The following is a 26207-nucleotide window of genomic DNA, read 5'->3' as shown; positions in this document are numbered from 1 at the left end:
GGGCGTATTCGCCCACCGCCTAACGGCGCTAATACGGATAGAATTTGATCAGTCAAAAAGAGAGCATTTTGTGAAGCGCCCGGGTACGAGTGCGACGCGAGCCCATTGCCGTTTAACGGCGACGGCGGTTATTACGCGAAAATAAATATAAGAAAGGTACACAATATGACTCTTAAGCGATTCCTGAGAATCCTTCCCGTATCTGTTTTGTTGGCTTTCGGAATCTCCGGATGCAACGAATCCAGTCCGGCCGCCAGTGCGCAGGCCGCCTCCCCAGAAGCCAAAGCCCCGGAACAAGTGTATACCTTGAGACTGGCGGAAACCTGGCAGCCTAACTTCCCGATATTCGGCGATGCGCCCCGCAATATGGCGGCGATGGCGGAGAAGATGTCCAATGGCCGGCTGAAAATCACCATTGATTCCGCCAACAAGCACAAAGCGCCCTTCGGCGTGTTCGATATGGTCAAGACTGGCCAGTATGACATGGGGCACTCCGCCTCCTATTACTGGAAAGGCAAAGTGCCTGAGACGCTTTACTTCACCACCATGCCTTTCGGCATGATCGCGCCGGAGCAATACGCCTGGTTTTACTACGGCGGCGGCATGGATCTGATGGAGAAAGTCTACGCCAAGCACAACATACTCTCGTTCCCTGGCGGTAATACCGGCAACCAGATGGGTGGTTGGTTCCAGAAAGAAATCAACTCGCTGCAGGACCTGCAGGGTCTGAAAATGCGTATTCCTGGGTTCGCCGGCGAAGTGTTGGCCAAAATCGGCGTGAGCCCCACCAATATCCCATCCGGCGAGCTGTATACCGCGTTGGAGCGTGGCACCATCGACGCTCTGGAGTGGGTCGGTCCTTCTCTGGATTTGCGGATGGGCTTCCACAAAATTGCGCCTTATTACTACACCGGCTGGCATGAGCCTGCGACCGAGTTGCAGTTTATGATCAATAAGAAATCCTGGGAGAAACTGCCTGCGGACCTGCAGGAGATTCTGCGGGTATCCATGCGCACCGCCGCCTACGACATGTATATTCAGTCCACTCACGAAAGCGCGGTGAATTGGGCGACCATTCAAACGGAATTCCCCAACGTCAAACTGCGCACGTTCCCCAAAGAAGTTATCGCCGCCATGCGTAAGGCGAACGACGAGCTGCTGGCGGAAAAAGCCGCTACCGATCCCATGGCTGCGGAAATCCTCAAGTCGCAGCACGATTACATGCTGAAAGCGCGTCGCTGGACCGAGATTTCCGATCTCGCCTACCTCAACAGCCAACCCCAAGGCTAATCGCAGTTAAACCCGGAGCCGCTCAGACAGAGCGCGCCTCCGGCGGAACTTTCACTGGCGTCTACAAAGCGCCTGCCTGTTATAGGCGGGCCTGAGGAGGCGCTGTGTGTGGGAGCAATCTGCTGGAGGGCTGTCCTGCGCCCGGGCCGGAGTGGAATATGCAGTGGATTAAGATCTTCGATCGCCTGTTCGAGCGGGCGTCTCACCTCTGCGGCCTTATCGCCGCAGGCTGTTTCCTGCTGATGCTGGTCAACGTGTTTTATGACGTGGTGATGCGATATCTGTTCAATCAGGTGTCTATCGGCATGCAGGAATTGGAGTGGCATCTGTTCGCCGCCGTCTTTTTATTAGGCGTTCCTTATGCGCTGCGTACGGATGGCCATGTGCGCGTGGATGTGCTGTATGAAGGCTGGTCGGATCGAGTGAAAGCCATCGTCAACATGGTTGGGGCGATCGTATTCGTCACGCCATTCTCACTGCTGGTGATGTATTTCGGTTTTGGCTTCACCGTGGATGCTTTCGATCTGATGGAAGGCAGCGGCGATCCAGGCGGTTTACCTTATCGCTGGATCATTAAGTCATTGATTCCTCTGTCCTCTCTGCTGATTCTGCTGTCCGGCCTGGGCATGATCACTCAGGCGCTGAGAGTGCTGCTGTTGGGAGAGAAGTACGCAGAGTCTCATGCGAAGGAGGGCTTGGCGTGATCGGCATTATTATGTTCGCGGTGGCATTGCTGATGTTGATGTTCGGCTTCCCCGTCGCATTCACTTTTGGCGGCGTGGCGTTGGTGTTCGGCTTGATCGCCCAGGGGCCGGAGCTGTTCGCTTTTATGCCGTACCGCATTCAAAGCATCATGGAAAATACCGTGATGATGGCCATTCCCATGTTCATTTTCATGGGGTTGGTGTTGCAGAAGACACGATTGGCGGAGCAGCTGCTGGAGGCCATGGGACGTCTTTTTGGCGGCGTGCGCGGCGGCTTAGCCATTTCCACCGTACTGGTCGGCGCCTTGCTGGCGGCTTCTACGGGCGTGGTCGGAGCCAGCGTGGTGGCCATGGGGCTGATTTCATTGCCGGTCATGCTGAAGTACGGCTATCACAAGGGTTTGAGCACCGGGACCATCTGCGCCTCCGGCACCTTGGGGCAGATTATTCCTCCCTCTATTATTCTGATTATTCTGGGCGATGTGATGGGCATTCCCGTAGGCGACCTGTTTCAGGCGGCGGTGGTTCCCGGTGTGGTGCTGATCGTCGCCTACATTGCCTATATTCTGATCGTCGCCTGGCTGAATCCCGATATGGCGCCGGCATTGCCGGACAACGGCGAGAACCGGGCGCAGCAGGTGAAAATCGCGCTGTTCTCTATCCTGCCGCCATTGGCGTTGATTCTGGTGGTGCTGGGTTCGATCTTCACTGGCGTCGCGACGCCGACGGAGTCCTCCGCTCTGGGGGGCGTGGGCGCCTTGCTGCTGGCGGTGTGCTATCGCCAGTTTTCCTGGAAAATGGTGTGGGAGTGCAGCCGCGAAACCGTGACGGTCACCGCCATGGTGTTTGCGATTCTGCTGGGCGCGACGGCGTTTTCCATGACCTTCACCTATGCGGGAGGCGATACGCTGGTGGAGCACTGGATGACGCAATTGCCCGGTGAGAAGTGGGGCTTCCTGATCCTCACCATGCTGGTTATTCTGGTGCTGGGATTTTTCATCGATTTCGTGGAAATCTCTTTTATTATTGTGCCGATCCTGGCGCCGGTGGCGGAATCGCTGGGCATCAGTATGGTCTGGTTTGCGGTGCTGATCGCCATGAACCTGCAGACCAGCTTCCTGACGCCGCCGTTTGGGTTTAGTTTGTTCTATCTTAAAGGAGTCGCTCCGAAAGAGGTGACTACGATGGACATCTACCGGGGCGTGACGCCATTCATCATCCTGCAGGCGCTGGTGCTGATTTTGCTGCTGGTCGCGCCAGGGTTGTTTGGCTTTGAAGTCTGATTGAGGCGATGCGCAGGGAGGCGCTCCGCCAGATCCTGTTTATCTGCTGGAGGCTTGCGTCATGACGCTGCGCACTAAAGTTGTTCTGTTGGCGTTAGCGCCGTTGCTGCTGATTTCCATCGCATTTGCGCTGGCGATGGTGAATCTGGCGGATGAGCTGGCGCAGCGTGAACTGGAGACCTTTGAGAACAATCTGCTGCGCTCCAAGGAAACAGCGCTGAAAAGCTATGTCAGCATCATGCGCATCACCTCCGGCTACCTCATTGAGAAGGCGGAGTCCGACGAAGAGGCGAAGCGCAGCATTCAGGAACTGATGCAGCGCATGCATTTCAGTGAGGACGGCTATTTCTTCGCCTACACCCCCAGCGGCGTGAATCTGGTGCACGCCACCCAGCCCGGACTGGTGGGCATGGACCTGCTGAATATTAAGGACAACAACAGTAACTACGTTATCCGCAATCTGCTGGCGCGCGCCACGGAAGGCGGCGGCTTTCACAACTATCTCTGGCAGAAACCCACCTCCCGGGTGACTGTGGACAAGATCAGCTATGTGGAGTCCCTGCCGCCCTGGAACTGGATGTTCGGCACTGGTCTCTATCTTGATGATATTCAACAGGAGATGGAGCTGATCAAAGACGGTGTGGACGAGAACGTGGCGGATGCGCTGCTGACCTTCGTCATTATCGCCTTGCTGGCGGTGATGGGTGTGCTGATTGCATCAATCTGGTTCAACGTGCATGAACATCGCCTGGCGGATCAAAGCCTCAAGGAACTCAGTCATAAAACGGTGCAGTTGCAGGAGGAAGAGCGGCGAAGGGTGTCGCGGGAACTGCACGATGGCATCAATCAATTGCTGGTGTCGGTGAAATATCGTATCGAGACGGTGCTGGGCCTGCTGCAGGAAAGCCAGCAGACCTTGCGCGAACCTCTGCTGAAAGGGCGGGAAACTCTGAAGCAGGCGATTCAGGAGGCGCGGCGTATCAGTCACGACTTACGCCCCAGCATTTTAGACGATCTGGGTCTGGTGGCGGCGTTGGAGCATCTGGGCGAAGATTTTGAAGAGCGCTCCGGCATCGACGTATCCGTGTATCTGCAGGTATCGGAAACCAAGTTGGATGAAGATATCGCCACGACCCTCTACCGCATCGCCCAGGAAGCGTTATATAACGTGGAAAAACATGCCGGCGCCAGGCAGGTGACGTTACGCCTGGAGCAGGATGCGGAAGGGCTGTTTCTGGAAGTGAAGGACGACGGCGCAGGATTTTCGTTGCGGCGTCTCGGCCACGGCAGAGGCATCGGGATTCGCAATATGCGCGAGCGAGTGGAGTTTCTTGGCGGAAACTTCAGTGTACATTCGGAAGAAGGCAAAGGGACCTGCATTCAGGTGACCTTCATGGGATAAAGAGACAAGAATGATAAGACTGGTATTGGTTGACGATCATATTCTGGTGCTGGAAGGCATCCGCGCCCGGCTGGAGCAGGAGCCGGACATTGATGTAGTGGCTCAGGCCACCGACGGTCAGCAGGCGATTGAAGCGGTGGCGACCCATCAACCGGATGTCGTGATGATGGACGTGAGCATGCCGCGCATGAACGGCATCGACGCCACGGAGTATATGGCGCAGCACTTTCCCGATACCCGCGTGCTGATTCTCAGCATGCACAACAATAAAGAGTATGTGTCGCAGATTCTGCACAAAGGCGCCAAGGGCTATATTCTTAAAGATGTGTCTGTGGATGAAATGATTCGCGCCATTCGCACAGTGTATGAAGGCGGCACCTATATCAGCAGCGGCGCCTCCGCAGCCCTGTTTTCCCAGCCGCAGTTGCGCGGCGAGACGTCCGCCAGTCTGACTCACCGGGAGGCGTCAGTATTGAAGAAAGTGGCGGAAGGCAAGAGTAACAAGGCGATTGCGGAAGAGCTTGCCATCAGCGTGCGTACAGTGGAAACTCACAGGCAGAATATCAAGGCGAAACTGGGACTTAGCTCCACGGCGGAATTAACCAAGTACGCCATTAAGCATGGGTTAATGTAAGTCGGTTTATCGTTTCGCCTGTCAGCGCAAGTTTAGAGGATCGGCCGATGCGTATATCCGGGTTCATATTAATCACCATTCTGATGGCGTTCGCCTCCGGGTGCAGCTCTGTGCGGGTGAATCATCCGCCGACGGCGATACCCTCTCCAGAACAAATATCCAGCCCTGTCGCCGCCGCTTTGTATGACCAGTATGACGAGTGGCGCGGCGTAGACTACCGCTATGGAGGCCTTGATAAGTCCGGCGTGGACTGTTCAGGCCTGGTGTATCTCACTTTTCAGGAGCGTTTCGACGCCAGGCTGCCCAGAACCACGAAAGGGTTGGCGCAAAAAGGGCGTCAGGTGAGCCGCAAAGAACTGCAGCCCGGCGATCTGGTGTTCTTCAAACCCGGCGGCTGGAAAGGGCTACATGTCGGCATTTACGTGGAAAATAACCGTTTCCTGCATGCATCCACCAGTAACGGCGTGGAATTGGCCTATCTGCATAACGGCTACTGGGCCGACCATTTTTGGCAGGCGCGGCGGGTAAAGTAAGTAAAGACAAGCGTCGTCTAGAGTGATTCCCAATCTGCGTGACGTCGGAGAGGCAGTGAACTGCCTTTCCGGGCGCGAGTTAATGCGTGAGGGCGTGTTATTCCGCGGCGGCACGGTTAATGAGCTATTCAGCGTGTCAGAACTTCCGCCCGTGGATTGCATCCTTAATCTGAGAAGCGGTCCAGATCAAGTCTTTGTAGGCAAAAAGCAGCTCCATATTCCCGCCGTGGACAGTGTTGAAAATTACGTCACAGCAAGCGGCGCGGTGCGTAACTGGCTCAATCGAGTGCTCGCGGCAATATGTGCAGACGCCGCCTTCCCGCTTTTGATTCATTGCACGGCGGGTAAAGACAGGACCGGCGTTGTTGTCGCGCTGATCCTTGCTCTCATTGATGTGCCTCAAGACATCATTGTTGAAGAATATCTTCTGTCCGACGGCGTAGCGGATAGCGTTAATATAGAAACCGCCTTACAAGGCATCGGCAGCGCATCTGATTATGTGTACAGTCCTGACGTGTCCGCCTTTCTCAAGCAAGCCTTGCTAATCTGATTTTAGGTGACAATCCGTAGCGGTTTTCTTGCGGCGGAATTAACCAATTTTTAATCAACTAACGCCAGTCTAAACAGGTTTCTTTCCTTTATGATGGTTCAATTTAATATTGAACCCTTGTGTGGGACTGACCATGAAAATGACGAATCTTCTTGAAAGGAAGTTGATCGGCGTCGATCCATTTTGGGTCGTCAGAATCGACTATTCTCCTTTGACCGCAAAATTGTGTCTGGATCTCACACCGGAGCCGGAATCCGGCATCGTTACCAGAAGAGCAATTTTTTCCGGGGTCACTACCTGCAAAGCGGATTATTTTGACGCCGTCGGCGACGCTGACTATATGCCCACTGTTATTGGCGTGCTGAGCGCGCAGAAAGGCGCGCAACAAAAGATTATCGTTACGACGGATGCGTTCGAACTGACCTTTGACTGCGCTGGAGAGCCCGAAATCGACCTCTAATTTCACAAAATTTTTCCCGCCATGCACATTTGAGACTGTTTGTCAGCCCTTATAATTTTCGGTTATCTCTTTATAATGTTCGGCCCTCTCGAAGTTAGGTCTTCGAGCAGGAAAAAGAAGAGTGTGCGGCAACGAATTTGAGGTTTTTGGTGATAGTTTTTACTGCTACCGATCAAGTTACGGGGAAAGTTTTTGCGGGCAGCACCCGCAGGTCATTGGAGGATCATTGGGGGCATTTGTTGGTCCAGGAATCCGAAGGCGCAATGGGTGAGTTCTTTGAAACTCTGCGGTCCAGCGGCGCGGACTCTTTCAAAATGGAAGAGTGGGGTTATTCTGATAACCCTAAAGAACTTCGGGAAATGTTGGCTGAAGCGATGGAAGCGCTGGGCGCCAAAGCAATCAAAGTCACACTGACTCGACCAGAGAACAAATCCAAACCATCAATGGATCTGATGAAAGAGTTGGAAGCATTGAAACAGGAAATGTCGGACGGCTCTGACGATCCCGACTATACGCCGAAGAAAAAAGAGGCTGTGGTTAAGCCGGAAGCTCCAAAGCCCGCCCCTAAAGCGGAACCGAGACCACTGCGTCACACTGCTTCCACCCGTGAGGCGGAAGAGATGCGCGCATTGATTGCCGGTATCGAGGCCCGCCGTCGCGGTGGGACCAAAGCGGGGCAGAAGGCGGCGAAGAAAGCCGGCGCTGCAGGTCTGGCGAAAGCAGCCAAATCTGCGACTGGCGCAACCGCTCCCGCTCCAGTGAACCGTCCCAAGCTGTCTGAAGGCCGTACTGGCTCAGCAGCGAAGGAAAAACGCATTCGCGAAGCGATTGCGGCTGAGAAAGCGGAAATGGAAGCGCAGAAGCGTAACCAGGCTTCAGAAGAAGCGAAAGAAATGCGCGAGATCATGGCGCGTTTGGATCAGCGCACCAAAGAAGGCGCGCGTATCCATCGTCGTCTGTAGTACAGCGTGTTCTAAGCAGGGCTCTGTGATCAACAGGCCCTGCGACCTCTCCCGAATATCCTCTCTTTCCTCATCTGTAGTAAGTATAGTAAGCAACACTGTTATCTATTCCAGACTTGTCCCTGTTCGTCTTCCTGATGTTGTCGGCGCTATTTTGCCGAACGCGTTTCTAGTGCTATGATGCCGCCTCTCCGCCGTTAGGCGAGAGGAACAACAATGACGGAAACATCAATGGAGGTGTGTCATGCGTACCAAATACGAAGAAATGCTGTGCTTTCGAGGTCATCAGTAAGCGCAGGAAAGGTTATCCATCTGAAACTCAGGTGAAGCGCGGCTACAGAGTCGTTCATGGAGACAAAGATCTGCATGAGAAGCTGGGGAGAAATGACCCCTGTCCCTGTGGCTCACGGAGGTTGTTTCAAACAATGTTGTCTTAAGTCAGGTTGCTTTCGACGGCGTTAACCGAGACGACTATTTCCGCTAAGCAGGCGCTTGCGACCCCCATGTTGGCAAGCGCGCAAAGTCAGACTTACCTAAGCCATCGCCGCCGCTCATGCAAGCGGGGCGATGGCCTCCAGATACTTCCCTATCTATACCTCCTTCTACTTCATTGACCCCCTGTGCGTGAGCGGGTTACATTGCTGGGAGCAATATTTGATCTACAGCGTTATGGCGGTGGCGTATGAGTCTGGATACCTATTTGATGTTTGTGGTGGCCTCTCTGGTCGTGGTGATGATCCCAGGGCCTTCCGTCATGCTGGTGGTCAGCCAGGCGCTGTCGTCAGGCAAAAGCTCTGTCGCGCCATTGGCGGCGGGCGTGGGATTGGGAGATCTGGTCGCCATGACTTTGTCCTTTCTCGGCCTTGGCGCTATTCTGGCGGCTTCCGCCTTTACGTTCACGATATTGAAGTGGGTCGGCGCGTTATATCTGGCCTATCTGGGCGTGAAAATGTTTCGCTCTTCCACGTCGCTGAGCGCTGACGATGGGCAGACGACTGGCGTCAGCGGGCGCAGTCAGTTCATCAGCGCGTTTATCACCACGGCGCTTAATCCCAAGAGCATCATCTTCTTTATCGCCTTCGTGCCGCAATTTGTCTCCACTGAGGCGGCGCTGGCTCCACAATTTGTCATACTCGGCGCTACTTTTCTGGTGTTAGGCGTTCTCAACGCCGCCATGTATGCGGTGTTCGCAGGCAAACTGCGCTCCATGTTACGTGATCCCAAAGCGCTAAAGCGTTTCAACCGCGTCGGCGGCTCCCTGCTTGTTGGCGCAGGCGTGCTAACCGCTGCGGCGAGGCATGGCTAGGCGGTTTGCGAGGTGATTCCCGATATCATTCTGCAAACGGCCTTTGTGGAACGCCCGGATGCGCTGTTTCGCGAGCTGAAAGATAACGTGGCGTGGGATGAACGTCTCAAAGCCAGGAAAACGGCGAGCTTTGGCGTCTCATATGATTATTCAGGCATGAGCTATCCGCAAACGGAGCTACCGGAAAATCTGGCGCGAGTAGGACGCGACATTGAAAAGACGCTGGGCTTTTACCCGAATAATTGTCTTTTGAACTACTACCCCGATGGCGAATCGTCCATGGGATATCACTCCGACTCCTCGGAAGAGCTGGCGCCGGGAACGGGCGTGGCGATCATTTCTCTGGGCGCCGAGCGGCGTATTTCCTACCGTAATAAAGCGGATAAGGCGCATGTTGTAACTTATATGCTCGAACATGGTGCGCTGCTGTACATGGATAAAGGCGTACAGGACCGCTGGATGCATGCGATTCCCAAAATGCCGGGCGTAGGGGAGCGCATCAGTCTTACATTCCGACTCATTCTCAAATAAGGAACCTTGGCATGCAGTCAATTGGAGCCGCCTCCTCCCTGTGGCGCTATCCGGTTAAATCACTACTGGGGGAAAAGCTCGACTCACTGGCGTTTGATGGACGCGGCGTGGTGGGTGACCGAATCTTCGCTGTCCGCAACGGAGCGGGTAAGTTTGGCAGCGGTAAGAACACAAGACGCTTCGCCAGGATAGAAGGGCTTTTGAGAATGAGCGCGAGCTCTGACGCCGACTCGGTATCGTTGCAATTGCCTGATGGGCGGGTCATGTCGAACGACCATCCCGACCTGAATCAAGCTCTTTCCTCCCTGTTGGAGCAGGAGGTAACTCTGGTGCGAGAAGAGGCTGTATCGCACCTTGATGCGGGGCCTGTACACCTGATTTCAACTTCAGCGCTGCACTGGTTGCGAGGGCTGCTGCCTGAGTCGCGTATCGATGAACGCCGCTTTCGGCCTAATATCCTACTGTCGACCACTGGCGTTGGCATGGTTGAGCATGACTGGCTGGGTAAGACCCTTTCCTTTTCCGGCGGGCTGCGTCTGCAAATTAGCGGACTGACTGAACGGTGCGTGATGACGGGGATGCGGCAGTCTGAATTACCCGATGATCTTATGATCCCCCGGACGATTGGCGAACATATGCAGTTTAATTTCGGCGTCTATGCGCAGGTGATAGAGCCCGGTGTATTGCGGCAAGGCGAACACGCTTTTTTAGAATGATTGCTCTGTGGCGCCATGGCTGAAAGTCATCGCACAAGATAAATAAGCTACGTCTAAACTTTACTTGTAATCCATACTTTTCACGTAATCCGTTAATACTGGAAGGCGCGACGCAGGAGGCTTCGTCCTATCCTCAACGCAAGAGGTAAGCGTCATGGCGTGGTTGGTGGCGGGAGCGGTCATTGCATTCATACTCTATCGCGTGCTGCTTAGTCGGGCGCGACGACAAGCGCTGAAGGCATTTCAATTTCCCGGTAGCATAAAGAGCAAGATCCAGAACAAATACCAGCATCTGAATGACTCGCAGTTAGAGATGGTCATGACAGGGCTGAAGGAGTATTTTGCGCTCTGCCAGCTTGGCGGTCGGCGCATGGTGGCCATGCCCTCGCAGGCAGTGGACGTGGCTTGGCACGAGTTCATATTATTCACCCGCGCGTACGAGCAGTTCTGTCAGAAGTGCTTCGGTCGGTTCTTACATCATACGCCAGCGGAAGCCATGCAGAGCCCCACTCAGGCCCAGAATGGCATTAAGACCGCATGGCGGCTGGCCTGTCATAAGGAAGGCATAGATCGTCGCAACCCAAGTCGCTTGCCGATGATTTTCTCGATGGATCACGATTTACAGATTCCTGATGGTTTTGTTTATAGCCTTAACTGCAAAGGTCCAGGCGGCGTGGGCTATTGCGCCAGTCATATTGGATGCGGCTCCGGCTGCGCCGGTGGCGGAGATAGCGATGGCGGCGACGGAGGATGCGGAGGCGGCTGTGGAGGAGATTGAGTTAATGAAAAGTAGTACGTCTGCGCCCGCATTTTTTCTTGAAGGCGTGGCGCAGGAGAGACATGGGGAAGTGGAGGACTGGTGGGCTGGCCTGGGTCACTCCATACAAGGTGAAATTATCGCTTTTTGGCAAGGGGATGCAGACTCGCCTTTGCAGACAACTATCGCCAATGTTAAGGAATACCTGGTCGCCAGCAAATCACATGAGGAAAGTGAGCAAGTAGAGGAGCTGGAGCCCCACTACCCAAACCGGGAGTTCTATGAGTACTTGGTGAATCATGAGATTTATCTGGATGTGTTCGATAAGCGCATGCATATCTGTACGGCGCATAAAGCGATACGGGAGAAGTTGCTGTTAGGTCGTTTACCTGCAGATTTCGTTTGCCCGTTTATGCGTTCGACATGTGTCGTCCGGCAGGCGCTCAAGCGGTTTGGCGACGAGGATATACAGTTGCGCTTGGTGACAGGCAGGTAGGAGGGGCTGAAATTTGGCGCATGTTGCGGAGCGTAAGCCCAAATCGCAGGCAAAAAAAGAGCAGGGTGGAATGGGGACTCCGGAACCCTGCTAAATCACTCAGATTGCGAGTGCGAGAGTGTGATCGAAAATGAGGAGGCCGGGTTAGACGCGGCCTCCCGCAAAAGTGGATAAAAAGCGTTTGGGACCCTTCATCCTTACTGAATAGAACCTCCTACGCGTACGATCTTCATCGTATTGGTGCCGCCCTGTGCGTTGACGTAGTCGCCCTTGGTAAGGATTACCAGGTCGCCGTCGGTCACTACATTGCGTTTCACCAGCTCATTCACCACCAATTGGTTGATCTCTTCGTTAGGATGCTGATCCGAATCGAAGGGGATCGTTTGCACGCCGCGGTACAGAACGACTTTGTGCTGAGTTTCATGGTGGCGCGAGAACGCGTAAATCGGCAGAGGCGATTTGATGCGCGACATCAACAACGGCGTAGCGCCGGTTTCAGTCATACAAATGATCGCCTTCACGCCTTGGAGATGGTTGGCCGCATACATCGCCGACAGAGCGATGGATTCGTCGATGCGGGCCATCCCCTCGTGAATACGGTGTTTGGATTGATGCGTGGACGGATGTTTCTCTGCGCCAACGCAAATCCGCGCCATGGCTTCCACCGCCTGCGCCGGATACTGGCCCACGGCTGATTCGGCGGACAACATGACTGCGTCGGTGTAATCCAGCACCGCGTTGGCGATGTCGGACACTTCCGCGCGAGTCGGCATGGGGCTGCTGATCATTGACTCCATCATTTGAGTCGCAGTGATCACCACCCGGTTCAGGGTTCTGGCCCGGGCGATAATGTGTTTCTGTACGCCGACCAGTTCTGCGTCGCCGATTTCCACCGCCAGGTCGCCACGAGCCACCATGACTGCGTCGGAGGCCAGGATAACAGCGTCCAGCTGTTCGGGATTATGAACCAGGTCTGCGCGTTCGATTTTCGCCATCAGGCTGGCGTTGGAGCCTTCCGCCTTCAGCAGCGCGCGCGCTTCATGCATGTCTTCCGGAGTGCGTGCGAATGAGACGGCGACATAGTCCGCGCCCAGTTTGGCGGCGGTCTTGATGTCTGCTTTGTCTTTATCCGTCAGCGCTTTGGCGGAAAGTCCGCCGCCTTTCTTGTTAAGGCCTTTGTTGTTGGAAAGTTTGCCGCCAATAACCACGCGGCAGATAATTTCCAAACCAACAACCTCTTCGACCAGCAGCTCCAGACGACCATCGTCAAGCAGGAGCGTGTCTCCGGCGGCGACGTCGTTCACCAACTGCTCATAGTCGATGCCGACGCGATCAATGTCGCCGGCTTCTTTGTCCAGGCGCGCGTCCAATACGAAGCGCTGGCCTGGCGTCAGAGTGACTTTGCCGTCGACAAATCGCGCGATGCGCAGCTTGGGGCCTTGCAGGTCGGCAAGAATGGCGACAAAACGATTTTGCTTGCGCGCGAGTTCGCGCACCAGTTCCGCACGGGCGATGTGCTCAGCGGCTTCGCCGTGGGAAAAGTTGAGCCGGACAACATCGACTCCCGCCTTGATAATGGATTCCAGCGCCTCAGACGAACTGGTGGCTGGACCCAGTGTGGCGATTATTTTGGTGCGACGTAACATATCTCTACCTCTCGTATGAACCGGATTATCTGGCGACCTTCATCAGAGCCAGCGTGTTGTCCAGCATACGGTTGGAGAAGCCCCACTCGTTGTCGTACCAAGCCATGACTTTTACATGGCGGCCTTTAACTTTGGTTTGGCCCGCGTCAAAGATGCTGGAGAACGCCGAATGGTTGAAGTCGGCCGATACCAGTTTCTCTTCGTTATAGTCGAGAATTGCTGATTTCGCAGCAGCTTCCCGCATGATTTGGTTGATTTCTTCTTTGCTGGTGTCTTTGCCCGCGATGAAAGAAAAGTCCACCAGAGAAACATTGATGGTTGGAACTCTGACCGCCATGCCGTCCAGTTTGCCTTCCAGTTCCGGCAACACCAGGCCGATCGCCGCAGCGGCGCCAGTCTTGGTGGGGATCATGGATTGGGTGGCGGAACGTGCGCGGTACAGGTCCGAGTGGTATACGTCAGTGAGTTTTTGATCGTTAGTATAAGAATGAATCGTGGTCATCAAACCGCTTTCAATGCCTACGGCAGCCTGCAGAGCCTGAGCGACCGGCGCCAGACAGTTGGTGGTGCATGAGGCGTTGGAAATAACCTGATGGTCCGCGCTGAGGATGTTTTCGTTAACGCCGAAGACCACTGTGGCGTCTACTTCAGTCGCGGGAGCGGAAATAATCACTTTCTTGGCGCCGGCTTCAATATGAGCCATGGCCTTGGGCTTGCTGGTGAAGAAGCCGGTGCACTCGTAAACCACGTCTACGTTCAGGGCTTTCCAGGGCAGCAGCTTGGGGTCTCTTTGCGCGCTGATGGAGATACGGTCGCCATTGACGGTCATGGACTCTTCGTCATGGCTGACTTCACCGGAGAACCGCCCGTGAACTGTGTCATACTTGAACAGGTGAGCGTTGATGGCGGAGTCGCCCAAATCATTGATAGCGACTACCTGAATGTCTTTGCGATAGTTGTTTTCATAAAGGGCGCGGAGAACGTTGCGTCCAATGCGACCAAAACCATTAATAGCAACTCGAATCGTCATGCCAATCCTCCAGGTGGGGAATTTTTTGTTTTCACATGTAGTAAATATAACAAAATAATTTCTGGAATGGTACGGTCATGTCGTGATTTTGATCAATTAATCTTGTAATATTACCAAATAATTGAGTTTTTCCTCGTCGGGCTTGGCGTTACCCGCGTATCAGCGCAGCCCCCCGGCGTTCAATTGGGACAAACAGACGAACATATAAAAGAGCGATCAGCTATGCACCCGACTGTAGACAGAGTTACCCGACGCATTATCGAGCGCAGCAAAGCCACCCGAGCAGCCTATTTGCAGCGCATGGAGAACCTGAAAAACAACAAGCCGCAGCGTAAAACGCTGGCTTGCGGCAATCTGGCGCATGGTTTCGCGGCCTGTACGCAGTCGGATAAAGATGTGCTGCGTTTGATGAATCAGGCTAACGTCGCAATTGTCTCCGCCTACAACGACATGCTCTCCGCCCATCAGCCCTACGAAACCTATCCAGAAGTGATTCGCAATGCAGTGCGGGATATGGGCTCCGTGGCGCAGTTCGCTGGCGGCGTGCCCGCCATGTGCGACGGCGTGACGCAGGGGCAGCCGGGCATGGAGCTGAGTCTGTTCTCTCGCGACACTATCGCCATGAGCACGGCGATTGCTCTTAGCCACAACATGTTCGACTCCGTCCTTTTATTAGGTATTTGCGACAAAATCGTGCCTGGCCTGCTGATTGGCGCGCTGAGCTTCGGTTATCTTCCTTCTATATTGATTCCCGCCGGTCCGATGCCATCAGGTCTGCCTAATAAAGAGAAGCAGCGCATTCGTCAGCTTTACGCCGAAGGCAAAGTGGGCAAAGACGAACTGCTGGAATCGGAAAGCCAGTCTTACCACAGTCCAGGCACCTGTACTTTCTACGGCACCGCCAACAGCAACCAGTTGCTGGTTGAAGTGATGGGCTTGCACCTGCCAGGCGCGGCGTTCACACATCCCAACACCCCGCTGCGGGAAGCGTTGACCAAAGAAGCGGCGCAGCAGGCGGTGCGTTTGTCCGCGCCCAATGGCGGCACGCTGGGCATGGCGGATATGGTGGACGAGAAAACCATCGTCAACGCGTTAGTGGCCTTGCTGGCTACTGGCGGCTCCACCAACCACACTATGCACTGGGTGGCGATCGCTCGGGCGGCGGGTGTGATTATCAACTGGGACGATTTCTCAGAGCTTTCCGACGTGGTTCCTTCGCTGACCCGGATCTACCCGAACGGTCAGGCGGACGTGAATGCATTTCATGAGGCCGGCGGCACGCCTTTCCTTATTAAGGAACTGCTGGGCGCGGGTCTGTTGCATGACGATGTGGAAACGGTAGTGGGCAGAGGCTTGAGCCGCTATGCGCAAGGGCCTGTGTTGCAGAACAATGAACTGGTCTGGAAAGACGCGCCGGCGGAAACCCTCAACCCCGCCGTACTGAGCTCGGCGGCGGAGCCGTTCTCTCCCAATGGCGGATTGAAAGTGCTGTCCGGCAACCTGGGACGCGGCGTTATCAAAGTGTCCGCCGTTGCGGAAGAGCACTGGGTGGTGGAAGCGCCCGCGGTGGTGTTTGATGACCAAAACGACCTGGGTGACGCTTTCAGCAGCGGCAAACTGAATAAAGACTGCATTGTGGTCGTGCGTTTCCAGGGGCCGAAAGCCAATGGTATGCCGGAGCTGCATAAGCTGACGCCCTATCTGGGCGTCTTGCAGGACCGTGGCTTCAAGGTGGCGCTGGTGACGGACGGACGCATGTCTGGGGCATCCGGCAAGGTGCCGGCGGCCATTCACGTATACCCGGAAGCCGCCAACGGCGGTCCGCTGGCGAAAGTACGCGATGGCGATATGATCCGCCTGGACGCTCGCAGTGGCGTACTGGAAATATTGACGTCTGCGGAAGAGTTTGACGCCCGCCCATTGGCGACGGCGAATCTGAGCGCGAATGAACTTGACTATGGCCGCGAGTTGTTCGGTATGATGCGCCGTCAAGCCAGCCATGCGGAAGCTGGCGCGTCTAGTTTCTGGAGTAGCGTCGATGAGTAAAGCGCAATACGCCCTGGTGGGCGATATTGGCGGCACCAATGCGCGTTTCGCGCTGGTGGCCCGGGATAGTTTCGAACTGGAGCACATCCAGGTGCTTCCTTGTAATGATTACGCCAATCTGGATGAAGCGGTGCGGGATTACCTGGCCGGCCATCCTGAAGCGGAAGTTCATGAAGCCTGTATGGCGTTCGCCTGCCCGGTGCATGGCGACACCATTAAAATGACCAACAATCACTGGACTTTCAACAAGGCCGACATGCAGGCCCGTCTGGGCTTTGACACGTTCAAATACGTCAATGATTTCACCGCCATGGCCCTGGGCACTCTGCACGTGACGGATGCGCACTTGCAGCAGGTGGGCGGCGGCGAAGGCAAACCTGGCGCGGCCAGATTAGTGATTGGCCCTGGTACGGGATTGGGCGTATCCGGTCTGGTGCGCACCATGACCGATTGGGCTCCGTTGTCCACCGAAGGCGGCCATGTCGATTTCGCGCCGACGGATGAAGTGGAAATCAGCGTGTTGCGAATCCTGAAAGAGCGTTTCGGGCGGGTTTCCGTCGAGCGGATTCTGTGCGGTGAGGGCTTGTTGAACCTGTACCGCAGCCTGTGCGAGATCGACGGCGTGGAGCCTGCGCACACGCAGCCTTCGCAAGTAACGGAAGCCGCATTGGCGAACAGCGACCTGATCGCTCATAAGACCTTAAAACTGTTCTGCGCCATTTTCGGACGCGTGGCGGGCAATGCGGCGCTGACTTTGGGCGCGCTTGGCGGCGTTTACGTGTGCGGCGGCATTATTCCCCGCTTTATTGAGTTTTTCCGCGGCAGCGATTTTCGCCAGTGTTTTGAAGACAAAGGGCGGATGGGCGACTATCTGGGCGGCATTCCGGTCTACGTCGTGACGGAGACCTACACAGGCTTGCTCGGCGCTGCGGAAGCATTGAAAAACCAAGAGGTGCATTAGTAGTGACGGATCAAATTCGGGCTGAGCTGCAAGAAGCCCCTTTGGCGCTGGGAATGATGCGCCTACTGGATTACCCGGAACTCTGTCCTGCGCCAGCATTAGCGGAGTGGATCGAGGCTCGCCTGGATCAGGGACTGAAGGTATTTGATCACGCTAATATTTATGGCGGCGGCGAGTGCGAGCGCCTGTTCGGTCTGGCGTTGCAAGCCGCTCCAGAGTTGAAGGAGCATGTGCGCCTGATTTCCAAGTGCGATATTGTCCCTCCCGCTGAGGACGGCTCCTCTGATTTCGTGAAGCATTACAACACGGAAGCCGCCTATGTGATGGCTTGCGTGGATGACTCCTTGCGCCGCCTGCAAGTGGACAGCATTGATTGCTTTCTATTGCACCGGCCAGATCCGTTGATGCCGGTGGAAAATACGGCGCGCGCGCTGGAAGACCTGCTGATGGCCGGCAAGATCAAGTCCATCGGGGTGTCTAACTTTCTGCCCGAACACTGGCGTCTGCTGGCGGACCACCTGAATGCGCCTTTGCTGTGCAATCAGATAGAGCTTTCCCTGCTGGCGAACCAATCCTTGTTTGATGGAACCATGGACGCTCTGCGGCGGGACCAGGTGCAGACGATGGCGTGGTCTCCATTAGGCGGTGGCGGATTCTCGCGGGTTCCTGCGTTGGGTGACGTCTTGGCCGCCATGTCGGCGCAAACTGGCGTGTCTGAGACCGGATTAGCCTTATCCTGGCTGAAACGCATCCCCGGACGGCCATTGCCGGTATTGGGCTCTTTGCGTGAATCCCGCATTAATGACGCGTTGGCCGGGGCTGGCCATGAGATGTCCCGGACTGATTGGTATGCGTTGCTGGAAGCGGCTCGCGGCCACTGCGTCGCCTGATCCAGCGCCTTGCGTCAGTCTGACGTGAGGCTTACAGGCACCTTGATGCGGCCAGCGAGCCCGTCAAGGCGCCTAACAAGTTGACCGCCATGTCCTTGTAACTCCAATACTTCCCTGCATAGTTTTCATCGTAATACTCTTTTCCCGCGCCGAATGTCATGGCCACTCCTACGCTTAACGCCGCGCTTCCACAGTCGCTGCGAGAGCCGCTGTCCAATTGATCGGCGGCCGCCGCGGCGAGAGCGGCGGAGGCGGTAAAGTGGGCGATTTTGTCTTTGCCCAGCCAGTCGCTGGGATCTTCGCGCAATGCGGCGCAGCCGCCCAAGGTTAAGGTCAGCGTTAGCGCGAACAGAGGTTTTATGCAGTGGCCCATTTCACCGCCATGGCGCAATGCAAGTCTGTGGTGTCGTAGAGGGGAATGGCGCAGTTTTCCGGGCTGACCAACAGGCCGATTTCCGTGCAACCCAGTATCACGCCTTCCGCGCCCTGGCCGGCCACTTCGTCTATGACGCGATAATAGAAGTCTCTGGACGAAGGCAGCAGCTCGCCCCGGCACAGTTCTTCATAAATGATCCGGTTGATTTCTTCCTGCTGCGCTGGTTCCGGTGTGATCACTTCAATACCGGTGGCGTCATGAATGCGTGTTTTGTAGAAATCTAACTGCATCGTGTAGCGGGTGCCCAGCAGGGCGACTTTCTTATGGCCGTTGCGCTGAAGCTCGTCAGCGGCGGCATCGGCTATGTGCAGCAGAGGAATAGAGATACGACTCTCCACTTCCGGCGCGACTTTATGCATGGTGTTGGTGGCGATCAACATGGCTTGGGCACCGGCGCGCTCCAGGCCAGCAGCGGCTTCCGCCAGCATGTCGGCGAGACTGTCCCAGTCCTGCTGCGCCTGCAGACGCTCAATGTCGGCGAAGTCAAAACTGTGCAGGAGGAGTTTGGCGGAGTGCAGACCGCCCAGGGTGTCTTTAACTCCCTGATTGATGAGGCGGTAGTAGCTTTGGGTCGACTCCCAGCTCATTCCGCCCAGAATGCCCAGGGTTTTCATGGTCTGTTCCTTCTGGCGCAGGTTGATGATTTATAAACGGTTGAGTCACCACGCTAACGCCTGTGGCATTCTCTGGCAAGAGGATGCGCCCGCCAGCTTAAGCGTTTCGGCTTCAGGCGGGCCTGTCAGGATCAGACTTCGCGGTATTCCACTTTGTTGTCGTAAACCACCATGCGCGATTTGCCCGCCAACCAGGCGCGATCATAGGGCGAGATGAAGTAGACGCCGGTGATGAACAGGTAAAACACGCCAAACATGTAGGAGTAGGCGAAGGTGGCGATGCCGACGAACAATACGGCTGCGCCCATCAGATACAGCTTGAGTTCGCTGAGATCGGTGACGGTCGCCATCTGCAGCTGCTGCAGGATGATGAACAACTTGGTGGAGATGTAGACGGTTCCTGTGAAGACCAGGAACAAAAGGATGTTCGACCAAGTCACGCCGCCAAAAAGGAAATGAGCAGCGGAGAAAAATAATGAAACCTGGACCAATCGGGTAGGGGTTTTATCGCTTAATTGCATAACTGCGCTCCTTAGGCTCTGTTGATACTGCAAATACGCCCGATAAGTAAAATGGGATCGGTGGGGGGTAATGGTCATTCTAGACCATAAATTCCCCCTGGGGGATTACGACTTGGTTATTAATCAGCGGCAATTTGTAAGGATTTTTAGCCGCTCCGACGGTTGTGATGGGGTTCCGTCGGAGGCGAATGGGCAGGGAGGCGCTTAACGCCGGTTTTCTGTGGAGACGATGATGACGCGGTCGGCGCCCTGAGTGCGGGCGAATGCATAAGGCGCGTCGCTGAGCTTCTGATGCTGGCCCGCGCCAATGGCGGCATGCCGTTGGCGGAACTGGCCGATCTTACGCCAATGCGCCAGGATTGCGTCCACAGCGCCGGAGTCAATCTCCGCCCAGTTCATGTCGGAGCGGGTTCCCTGGCTGGGGTCAGAGCCGGTGGGGCCGAAGCGGCGCAGACTTTCGTCGCCGTAATAGATTTGCACCGCTCCAGGCGCCAGCAACAGCGCAGCGGCGACACGCTTTTGCAGCTCCGGCGATTGCTTGGCCAGGGTGCTGAACAGCTGGGTGTCATGGGAGGAAATATAGGTCATGACGTTGAAGTCATGGTCGCTGTTCAGCTTATCTGCGTAGTCGCGGTATACCGGTTCCAGATTGGACAGGCAGTCCGCTCCCTGGCGGGAGAACTTACGTTGAAAGTCGAAGTTGATCACCGCGTCGAAGCCGGCGTCGAAATAGGCGCTCTTGCTGACATCATGAGGAAACACCTCGCCCACCATCCAGAAGGGGGCGTTAAACCCCTCGGGAGCGTCGTGCTGATTGCGATATTCCGCCAAAGCGACTGTCGCCTCCTGCTTTAACGCCAGCCAGGACGCTGGCTCCACATGTTTGACGGTGTCTACCCGAAATCCATCAAGGCCGTATTCGCGCACCCAGTGGGTGAGCCAGCTGACCAGATAGTCCCGCACTCTTGCGTTGGGAAGATCGCGGGCGCCCGTATCAGGTTTATTGCGCAAAAAGGCGGGCAGGGCGACAGTCTGGTCGGACTCGGTTTTAAAGTCCGGCAGAAACGCCAGCGAACCTTTGACGGGATCGACGCCAGCGTTGGGCGGACTGTCGTAGTTATAAATACCCGCCCGCACCCAGTCGCGGCCCCACCAGTCCGCCCATTTGTCGTGGTCGTAATTGATGTTGGCGTGATAGCCGTGGAAGTTTTCATTGCCGCTGGGTTTCCAGTCGCCCCAGCGTGGCGGCAGGTATTGTTCAAAACCGTCGAACAGGCCGCCGAAGCCGAAATCCTGCATATCCTGCAGGGTGGCGTAGCCGGGGTGGTTCATTACAACGTCGAACAACACCCGAATGCCTCGCTTGTGGGCCTGTTCAATCAATGTCTTCAGCTCCGCCTCCGTGCCCATGTTGGCGTCCAGACGGGTGAAATCAAGGATGTAGTAGCCGTGATAGCCATAGTGGCGGAAATCGCCGCGATCGCCGCCGCCGACCCAGCCGTGGATCTGTTCGAAGGGCGGCGACACCCACAGCGCGCTGACGCCCAGGGATTGCAGGTAGTCGAGTTTGCCGATAAGGCCGGCGAAGTCGCCGCCATGGAAGGTTCCGATCTCCTCTGCGCCATCCGCCTGGCGTCCGTAACTATGATCGTTATCCGTACGTCCGTTGGCGAAGCGGTCAGTGAGAGCGAAATAGACGGTGGCGTTGTCCCAGGTAAAGGGTTGCGGGGTGGCTGTGTCCGTCTCAAGCAGCATCAAGCCCTCGCTGTCGGCGGCGGGCGTCAAACTGATCTTGCCGTCTATGACTTGGGCGCGCCGACCGGAGTAGAAGTCGCGCACCCACTCTCCATCCTTGAAAACTGGCGCGACCTGAATGCTTTGCTCTTCTATGGCGGGCGCGCAAACCCCGGTCGATGTGGATTGGGCGTTCGTCTTTGGCGTGGTGGTCTGCTTGGGCGTGACGCGTTTGCTGACGCGGAAATGCGGCTCATCCCCCTGATTCAGCAAAATCTGGTAGACGCCGGCGGTTTCTATTTGCAGGATGTAGTCCCCATGCAGATCCGGCTCCAGATTCACCTTGCGATACAGCTTGATGGCGCCTGCCGGTGCGTCTGCGTCGCCGAAGAGCAAATGGTACTGGCCAGGCTCGAACTCGCCGTAGGCCAGCTTCTGGTCAGCGCTGGGGGTTTCAAAACGCAGCGCCACCGGAGACGCTCCGTCTATATAGACCCAGCTTGCCTGAGGCCCGGCTGTCGGCTGATTGGCGCAAGCGGTGAGGAGCGTCGATAGATACAGGGCGGGTAGCAGAACACGGGGTCTGGCCATGTTGGAAACCTCTTGTTTTATTCTTGGATGGGCGGACCAGGCGACGTTCAGACGTCTTTAACAGACCCTAATGGAAGCAGAATAGACGGCGGGAGAGTAGGTGGAATTAGGGGGAGGAGTCTACTCCCCCCCTATACGCCTATGGGATTAAAAATAGGGATGATGCGGATCTTACTCATATGGCGGAGTATCCCTAAACACATAATGCCCCCACATGGCTTGTGGACAACAACAATAACCCACAGAGAGGTAATACAATGAAAGCTTGGCAAAAGCTTGTCGGCTCAGTCGCAGCCTCATTGCTAGTGTCGGCCGGAGCGGTTTCGAGCGCGCATGCCGATATAGAAGAAGGGAAACTGGTTGTCTGGATAAATGGCGACAAAGGTTACAACGGACTACAGCAAGTCGGCGATTGGTTTGCGAAAGACACCGGCATCGAGGTGAGCGTCGCCCACCCTGATAATGTCACCGATAAATTTCAACAGGCCGCCGCTACCGGCAACGGGCCTGATATTTTCATTTGGGCTCACGACCGTTTTGGCGAGTGGGCGAAGTCCGGTTTGATCTCTCCGCTGAATCCTTCCAAGAAAATCAAAGACGAAACCGTCGATTTCACTTGGGACGCGGTGAGCTGGAACGGCAAAGTCTATGGTTATCCTATCGCGCTGGAAGCGGTTGGTCTGATCTACAACAAAGATCTGGTCCCCACGCCCCCCGCTACATTTGAAGACGTCATGGCGCTGGACAAGAAACTGGCGGCGGACGGTAAGCGCGCCATTCTGTGGGATTACAACAACACCTACTTCTCCTGGCCTCTGTTCGCCTCCAATGGCGGCTACCCCTTTAAAAAGAACGGCGCAGGCTATGACGTCAAGGACACCGGCGTGAACAACGCAGGCTCCAAGTCCGCGGCGAATCTGATCAAGCAGTTGATCGATCAGGGCATGATGCCGAAAGGCGCTGACTACGGCGTCATGGAGTCCAAGTTCAACAAGGGCGAAGTGGCCATGATGATCAATGGTCCCTGGGCCTGGGGCAACCTGAAGAAGAGCGGCATCAACTTTGGCGTGGCCATGATTCCTTCCGTCAACGGCGAGCCCGGCAAACCCTTCACTGGCGTCCTGGCGGCGGCGGTCAACTCCGCCAGCCCGAACAAAGAGCTGGCGATCGAGTTTATCGAGAACTACATGCTGAATCTGAAAGGTCTGAAGATGGTGAACGACGACGTGCCTCTGGGCGCGGTGGCCAACAAGGCCTTCATGAAGGAGTTGTCCGCAGATCCTAATATCGCCGCCACCTTCAAGAACGCGGAAATGGGCGAGCCCATGCCAAACGTTCCTGAAATGGGCGCTTTCTGGTCCTCCATGGGGCCTGCGCTGCAAAACATCACGTCTGGCAGACAGAGCGTGGATGAGGCGTTGGACATGGCGGCGAAGCGCATCATTCGCTGATGCGGCCGCTCGGGCTCATGGACGGGCCCACGCCTGATCGGCCTCGCCGACAGGGTAGCGACCTTTTTCCGGCGACGCCGGAACAGCACGACCATTATTGATCAGACGTAGCAATAGGGGCTATATACATGCTAACTCACGCCCTTTCGTCACCTGTTGTAGATAACAAGCGACCCATGACAAAAGCAGTTTTCAAGTGGGCGACGGTCGGAGCCGTACTGTTATTGGCTCTATATTTGACTGTCGCACTGTACGTCCAGAACCAGATCGCCTTCGCGCTGCTGTTTCTGGTGGTAATCGGTTCGGCCGCTTATATCTTCAGCAGTCCGAAAGCTTATGCACACCGCTATATTTATCCCTCCATCGCCGGCATGGTGGTGTTTATTATTTTTCCCCTGTTGTACACCGTCGGCATAGGTTTCACTAACTACAGCGCCAGTAACCTGCTGTCTCAGGAACGGGTGCTTGAGCAACTGCTCAGCCAGCGTTTTCAGACTGGCGAAGAAAGATACGATTTCAAGCTCTATCCTACGGACGACAAATTTGTCATGCGCCTGGAGAGCCCTGCGGGACAAAGCTGGGCGTCCGCGCCATTCAGCTTCAGTGAACTGCAGAATAGCGCGTTGGCGGTGGCCCCGGTCGAACAGGCTGCCCCGGATACCCAACCGCTGGGGATCAAAGACGTCATCAAGCTGAAAGAAGACCTGAAAAGTCTGTCCGTCAATCTGGAAGGCGGCGCTTCGTTAAGCCTCGCCGGACTGCGCAACTTCGCGCCCATGCAGTCGTTGTACGGCCTGCGTGACGACGGCAGCCTGGTGAATCAGCAGACTGGCGTGGTCTATGCGCCGAATCAGGATATTGGTTTCTACGAAGGCCCTCAGGGCGAAACCCTGTCTCCGGGCTGGACCGTCACCATTGGCTGGGACAACTATGTGCAGGTGGTTACCGACTCCAGCATCCGTGGGCCTTTCATTGAGATCTTCGTGTGGACGCTGGCGTTCGCCACCATGACCGTGCTGTTTACTCTGGCGGTAGGTCTGGTGCTGGCGAATATCCTGCAATGGGATCAGCTCAAGGGCAAAGGCTTCTATCGCATGATGCTGATCCTGCCTTATGCCGTGCCCGCCTTTATTTCCATTCTGGTGTTCAAGGGGTTGTTCAATCAGAACTTTGGTGAAATCAATCTGGTGCTGGAGAACCTGTTCGGCGTGCGTCCGGACTGGTTCAGCGATCCCGCGCTGGCGCGCACCATGATTCTGATCGTCAACACCTGGCTGGGTTATCCCTACATGATGCTGTTGTGCATGGGATTGCTGCAGGCGATTCCCCGTGATCTGTATGAGGCCTCCGCCATGGACGGAGCGACTCCGTTGGATAACCTGTTCCGCATCACCTTGCCGCAGATCATCAAGCCGTTGATGCCTTTGTTGATCGCCAGCTTTGCATTCAACTTCAACAACTTCGTGTTGATCGCTCTGTTGACCGGCGGCGCGCCGGATATTATCGGCGCCACGACACCGGCGGGCACCACGGATCTACTGGTCAGTTACACCTACCGCATCGCTTTCCAGGATTCCGGGCAGAACTTCGGTCTGGCGGCGGCTATCGCTACGGCGATCTTCATCCTGGTGGGTTCGCTGTCGCTGATCAACCTCAAGTTGTCCAAGATAAAGGTATAGGAGCGTTATTATGGCGATGGTGCAGCCGCGTTCAGTGCGCTATCGGGTCTGGGCGACCCACTTTGGACTGCTGTGTTTTATCGGGATCATCCTGTTCCCGCTGCTGATGGTGGTGTCGATCTCCTTCCGCACCGGCAACTTCGCAACCGGCAGTCTGCTGCCGGAGCATCCCTCTCTGGAGCATTGGTCGCTGGCTCTGGGCATTCCCTATACCCAGGCGGACGGCACGGTGCTGCAGCCGCCGTTCCCGGTGCTATTGTGGCTGTGGAACTCCATCAAGATCGCGGTGATCTCCTCCGCGCTGATCCTGTTGCTGTCCACTACCAGCGCTTATGCGTTCGCCCGTCTGCGCTTCAAGTTCAAGGGCGTGATTCTGAAGTCCATGCTGATCTTCCAGATGTTTCCGCCGGTGTTGTCGCTGGTCGCGCTGTACGCCTTGTTCGATCAGATCGGCAACCACGTGAGCTGGCTCGGTATCGACACTCACGGGGCGGTGATTCTCGCTTCGCTGGGCGGCATGGCGTTGCATATCTGGACGATCAAAGGGTATTTCGAATCCATCGACCGCTCGCTGGAGGAGGCCGCCATTGTGGACGGCGCCACCACCTGGCAGGCGTTCCGCTACATTCTGCTGCCGCTGTCGGTGCCGATTCTTGCGGTGGTGTTCATCCTCGCTTTCGTGATGAACATCATGGAGTACCCAATCGCCTCCATCCTGCTGTTGGATGTGAACAACCTGACCCTGGCGGTGGGTGCTCAGCAGTATCTCTATGAGCAGAACTATTTGTGGGGAGATTTCGCGGCGGCGGCGGTGCTGTCCGGGCTTCCCATCACGCTGATTTTTCTTTATTGCCAGAAATGGATTGTGGGTGGACTCACTGCAGGTGGGGTGAAAGGGTAATCGCGCAATCATCCTCTCGTCTTCCAAATTATTCCTTGCGCGTACCCGGCCAGACGGCCGGGTCTTTTTTTGTGCGCCAGTCG

Annotated in this window: 26 protein-coding genes; 20 read left to right on the top strand and 6 right to left on the bottom strand. The window is 55.8% G+C overall.

Annotation, left to right across the window (positions count from 1 at the left end; translation table 11 throughout):
• Positions 1–165 precede the first annotated feature (165 nt).
• The 14 genes from ONV78_RS00270 (at position 166) to ONV78_RS00205 (ending at position 11624) form a co-directional block, all read left to right on the top strand.
• Positions 166–1290 (top strand): TRAP transporter substrate-binding protein, encoded by a 1125-nt coding sequence (locus ONV78_RS00270; protein WP_127968078.1) that lies wholly within the window; start codon positions 166–168, stop codon positions 1288–1290.
• 158 nt (positions 1291–1448) lie between these two features.
• Positions 1449–1994 (top strand): TRAP transporter small permease subunit, encoded by a 546-nt coding sequence (locus ONV78_RS00265; RefSeq protein WP_216738947.1) that lies wholly within the window; start codon positions 1449–1451, stop codon positions 1992–1994.
• On the top strand, positions 1991–3277 hold the full coding sequence (locus ONV78_RS00260) for a TRAP transporter large permease subunit (RefSeq protein ID WP_216738948.1): 1287 nt from the start codon (positions 1991–1993) through the stop codon (positions 3275–3277). The genes ONV78_RS00265 and ONV78_RS00260 overlap by 4 nt, the downstream gene beginning before the upstream one ends.
• Positions 3278–3338: 61 nt before the next feature.
• Positions 3339–4679 carry a cache domain-containing protein gene (locus ONV78_RS00255; RefSeq protein WP_216738949.1) on the top strand — a complete coding sequence of 447 codons (1341 nt, stop codon included), beginning with the start codon at positions 3339–3341 and terminating at the stop codon, positions 4677–4679.
• A 10-nt stretch (positions 4680–4689) separates the two neighbouring features.
• On the top strand, positions 4690–5313 hold the full coding sequence (locus tag ONV78_RS00250; RefSeq protein WP_216738950.1) for a response regulator transcription factor: 624 nt from the start codon (positions 4690–4692) through the stop codon (positions 5311–5313).
• A gap of 47 nt (positions 5314–5360) precedes the next feature.
• Positions 5361–5846, top strand: coding sequence for an NlpC/P60 family protein (locus ONV78_RS00245; RefSeq protein WP_216738951.1), 486 nt, complete (start codon positions 5361–5363; stop codon positions 5844–5846).
• Between the two features lie 22 nt (positions 5847–5868).
• Positions 5869–6396, top strand: coding sequence for a tyrosine-protein phosphatase (locus tag ONV78_RS00240; RefSeq protein ID WP_279500133.1), 528 nt, complete (start codon positions 5869–5871; stop codon positions 6394–6396).
• Positions 6397–6529: 133 nt separating this feature from the next.
• Positions 6530–6856 (top strand): hypothetical protein, encoded by a 327-nt coding sequence (locus ONV78_RS00235; protein WP_216738953.1) that lies wholly within the window; start codon positions 6530–6532, stop codon positions 6854–6856.
• 263 nt (positions 6857–7119) lie between these two features.
• A complete protein-coding gene (locus ONV78_RS00230; protein WP_253938580.1) occupies positions 7120–7818 on the top strand; it encodes a hypothetical protein in 699 nt (232 codons plus the stop codon).
• A 682-nt stretch (positions 7819–8500) separates the two neighbouring features.
• Positions 8501–9124 (top strand): LysE family translocator, encoded by a 624-nt coding sequence (locus ONV78_RS00225; protein WP_279500130.1) that lies wholly within the window; start codon positions 8501–8503, stop codon positions 9122–9124.
• A gap of 12 nt (positions 9125–9136) precedes the next feature.
• Positions 9137–9655: an alpha-ketoglutarate-dependent dioxygenase AlkB gene (locus ONV78_RS00220; protein ID WP_279500128.1), complete on the top strand. Its 519-nt coding sequence runs from the start codon at positions 9137–9139 to the stop codon at positions 9653–9655.
• Positions 9656–9666: 11 nt separating this feature from the next.
• Positions 9667–10371 (top strand): MOSC N-terminal beta barrel domain-containing protein, encoded by a 705-nt coding sequence (locus ONV78_RS00215; protein ID WP_279500126.1) that lies wholly within the window; start codon positions 9667–9669, stop codon positions 10369–10371.
• A gap of 154 nt (positions 10372–10525) precedes the next feature.
• Positions 10526–11149: a hypothetical protein gene (locus ONV78_RS00210; RefSeq protein WP_279500123.1), complete on the top strand. Its 624-nt coding sequence runs from the start codon at positions 10526–10528 to the stop codon at positions 11147–11149.
• Positions 11150–11153: 4 nt separating this feature from the next.
• Positions 11154–11624, top strand: a complete 471-nt coding sequence (locus tag ONV78_RS00205; protein WP_279500121.1) for a hypothetical protein — start codon at positions 11154–11156, stop codon at positions 11622–11624.
• Between the two features lie 197 nt (positions 11625–11821).
• Here ONV78_RS00205 and pyk read toward each other — a convergent pair whose 3' ends face one another.
• Both pyk and gap read right to left on the bottom strand, forming a co-directional pair.
• Entirely contained in the window at positions 11822–13270 is a 1449-nt protein-coding gene (gene pyk / locus ONV78_RS00200; RefSeq protein ID WP_216738960.1) for a pyruvate kinase, read from the bottom strand.
• A 25-nt stretch (positions 13271–13295) separates the two neighbouring features.
• On the bottom strand, positions 13296–14300 hold the full coding sequence (gene gap, locus ONV78_RS00195; RefSeq protein WP_127968092.1) for a type I glyceraldehyde-3-phosphate dehydrogenase: 1005 nt from the start codon (positions 14298–14300) through the stop codon (positions 13296–13298).
• 222 nt (positions 14301–14522) lie between these two features.
• On the opposite strand from gap, the gene edd reads away from it, so the two are divergent.
• From edd to ONV78_RS00180, 3 genes are read left to right on the top strand one after another with little or no spacing between them, the layout of a single operon-like run.
• Positions 14523–16346 carry a phosphogluconate dehydratase gene (gene edd, locus ONV78_RS00190; RefSeq protein WP_279500115.1) on the top strand — a complete coding sequence of 608 codons (1824 nt, stop codon included), beginning with the start codon at positions 14523–14525 and terminating at the stop codon, positions 16344–16346.
• Complete coding sequence (locus ONV78_RS00185) at positions 16339–17307, top strand: glucokinase (RefSeq protein WP_279500113.1); 969 nt, start codon at positions 16339–16341, stop codon at positions 17305–17307. Before edd ends, ONV78_RS00185 begins: the two co-directional genes overlap by 8 nt.
• 2 nt (positions 17308–17309) lie before the next feature.
• The gene (locus ONV78_RS00180) at positions 17310–18197 is read left to right on the top strand and encodes an aldo/keto reductase (protein ID WP_279500111.1); all 888 of its coding nucleotides are present in this window, start codon (positions 17310–17312) and stop codon (positions 18195–18197) included.
• A gap of 31 nt (positions 18198–18228) precedes the next feature.
• On the opposite strand, the gene ONV78_RS00175 is transcribed toward ONV78_RS00180, so the two are convergent.
• The 4 genes from ONV78_RS00175 to ONV78_RS00160 form a co-directional block, all read right to left on the bottom strand.
• A complete protein-coding gene (locus ONV78_RS00175) occupies positions 18229–18570 on the bottom strand; it encodes a YfiM family lipoprotein (protein WP_279500110.1) in 342 nt (113 codons plus the stop codon).
• A complete protein-coding gene (locus ONV78_RS00170; RefSeq protein ID WP_279500108.1) occupies positions 18555–19247 on the bottom strand; it encodes an aspartate/glutamate racemase family protein in 693 nt (230 codons plus the stop codon). The genes ONV78_RS00175 and ONV78_RS00170 overlap by 16 nt, the downstream gene beginning before the upstream one ends.
• Before the next feature lie 131 nt (positions 19248–19378).
• A complete protein-coding gene (locus ONV78_RS00165; protein ID WP_216738965.1) occupies positions 19379–19768 on the bottom strand; it encodes a hypothetical protein in 390 nt (129 codons plus the stop codon).
• 204 nt (positions 19769–19972) lie between these two features.
• The gene (locus ONV78_RS00160) at positions 19973–22093 is read right to left on the bottom strand and encodes an alpha-amylase (protein ID WP_279500106.1); all 2121 of its coding nucleotides are present in this window, start codon (positions 22091–22093) and stop codon (positions 19973–19975) included.
• A 257-nt stretch (positions 22094–22350) separates the two neighbouring features.
• Between ONV78_RS00160 and malE the strand changes: the two genes are divergently transcribed.
• The 3 genes from malE to malG all read left to right on the top strand — a co-directional run bounded on the left by malE (position 22351) and on the right by malG (position 26124).
• Complete coding sequence (gene malE / locus ONV78_RS00155; protein WP_216738967.1) at positions 22351–23544, top strand: maltose/maltodextrin ABC transporter substrate-binding protein MalE; 1194 nt, start codon at positions 22351–22353, stop codon at positions 23542–23544.
• A 128-nt stretch (positions 23545–23672) separates the two neighbouring features.
• Entirely contained in the window at positions 23673–25223 is a 1551-nt protein-coding gene (malF, locus tag ONV78_RS00150) for a maltose ABC transporter permease MalF (RefSeq protein ID WP_279500103.1), read from the top strand.
• A gap of 10 nt (positions 25224–25233) precedes the next feature.
• The gene (malG, locus tag ONV78_RS00145; protein ID WP_216738969.1) at positions 25234–26124 is read left to right on the top strand and encodes a maltose ABC transporter permease MalG; all 891 of its coding nucleotides are present in this window, start codon (positions 25234–25236) and stop codon (positions 26122–26124) included.
• Positions 26125–26207: the final 83 nt, after the last annotated feature.

This window comes from Hahella sp. CR1 (genome assembly GCF_029813005.1).
Classification (GTDB): Bacteria; Pseudomonadota; Gammaproteobacteria; order Pseudomonadales; family Oleiphilaceae; genus Hahella.
The sequence above is the reverse complement of the archived record's forward strand: the minus strand, read 5'-3'. Positions and strand labels throughout refer to the sequence as shown.

What these genes read in the sequence shown, in the direction of transcription:
- ONV78_RS00270 (WP_127968078.1), top strand. Translation starts at nt 166, where the DNA reads ATGACTCTTAAGCGATTCCTGAGAATCCTTCCCGTATCTGTTTTGTTG.
- ONV78_RS00265 (WP_216738947.1), top strand. Translation starts at nt 1,449, where the DNA reads ATGCAGTGGATTAAGATCTTCGATCGCCTGTTCGAGCGGGCGTCTCAC.
- ONV78_RS00255 (WP_216738949.1), top strand. Translation starts at nt 3,339, where the DNA reads ATGACGCTGCGCACTAAAGTTGTTCTGTTGGCGTTAGCGCCGTTGCTG.
- ONV78_RS00250 (WP_216738950.1), top strand. Translation starts at nt 4,690, where the DNA reads ATGATAAGACTGGTATTGGTTGACGATCATATTCTGGTGCTGGAAGGC.
- ONV78_RS00245 (WP_216738951.1), top strand. Translation starts at nt 5,361, where the DNA reads ATGCGTATATCCGGGTTCATATTAATCACCATTCTGATGGCGTTCGCC.
- ONV78_RS00235 (WP_216738953.1), top strand. Translation starts at nt 6,530, where the DNA reads ATGAAAATGACGAATCTTCTTGAAAGGAAGTTGATCGGCGTCGATCCA.
- ONV78_RS00230 (WP_253938580.1), top strand. Translation starts at nt 7,120, where the DNA reads ATGGGTGAGTTCTTTGAAACTCTGCGGTCCAGCGGCGCGGACTCTTTC.
- ONV78_RS00225 (WP_279500130.1), top strand. Translation starts at nt 8,501, where the DNA reads ATGAGTCTGGATACCTATTTGATGTTTGTGGTGGCCTCTCTGGTCGTG.
- ONV78_RS00215 (WP_279500126.1), top strand. Translation starts at nt 9,667, where the DNA reads ATGCAGTCAATTGGAGCCGCCTCCTCCCTGTGGCGCTATCCGGTTAAA.
- ONV78_RS00210 (WP_279500123.1), top strand. Translation starts at nt 10,526, where the DNA reads ATGGCGTGGTTGGTGGCGGGAGCGGTCATTGCATTCATACTCTATCGC.
- ONV78_RS00205 (WP_279500121.1), top strand. Translation starts at nt 11,154, where the DNA reads ATGAAAAGTAGTACGTCTGCGCCCGCATTTTTTCTTGAAGGCGTGGCG.
- pyk (WP_216738960.1), bottom strand. Translation starts at nt 13,270, where the DNA reads ATGTTACGTCGCACCAAAATAATCGCCACACTGGGTCCAGCCACCAGT.
- gap (WP_127968092.1), bottom strand. Translation starts at nt 14,300, where the DNA reads ATGACGATTCGAGTTGCTATTAATGGTTTTGGTCGCATTGGACGCAAC.
- edd (WP_279500115.1), top strand. Translation starts at nt 14,523, where the DNA reads ATGCACCCGACTGTAGACAGAGTTACCCGACGCATTATCGAGCGCAGC.
- ONV78_RS00185 (WP_279500113.1), top strand. Translation starts at nt 16,339, where the DNA reads ATGAGTAAAGCGCAATACGCCCTGGTGGGCGATATTGGCGGCACCAAT.
- ONV78_RS00175 (WP_279500110.1), bottom strand. Translation starts at nt 18,570, where the DNA reads ATGGGCCACTGCATAAAACCTCTGTTCGCGCTAACGCTGACCTTAACC.
- ONV78_RS00170 (WP_279500108.1), bottom strand. Translation starts at nt 19,247, where the DNA reads ATGAAAACCCTGGGCATTCTGGGCGGAATGAGCTGGGAGTCGACCCAA.
- ONV78_RS00165 (WP_216738965.1), bottom strand. Translation starts at nt 19,768, where the DNA reads ATGCAATTAAGCGATAAAACCCCTACCCGATTGGTCCAGGTTTCATTA.
- ONV78_RS00160 (WP_279500106.1), bottom strand. Translation starts at nt 22,093, where the DNA reads ATGGCCAGACCCCGTGTTCTGCTACCCGCCCTGTATCTATCGACGCTC.
- malE (WP_216738967.1), top strand. Translation starts at nt 22,351, where the DNA reads ATGAAAGCTTGGCAAAAGCTTGTCGGCTCAGTCGCAGCCTCATTGCTA.
- malF (WP_279500103.1), top strand. Translation starts at nt 23,673, where the DNA reads ATGCTAACTCACGCCCTTTCGTCACCTGTTGTAGATAACAAGCGACCC.
- malG (WP_216738969.1), top strand. Translation starts at nt 25,234, where the DNA reads ATGGCGATGGTGCAGCCGCGTTCAGTGCGCTATCGGGTCTGGGCGACC.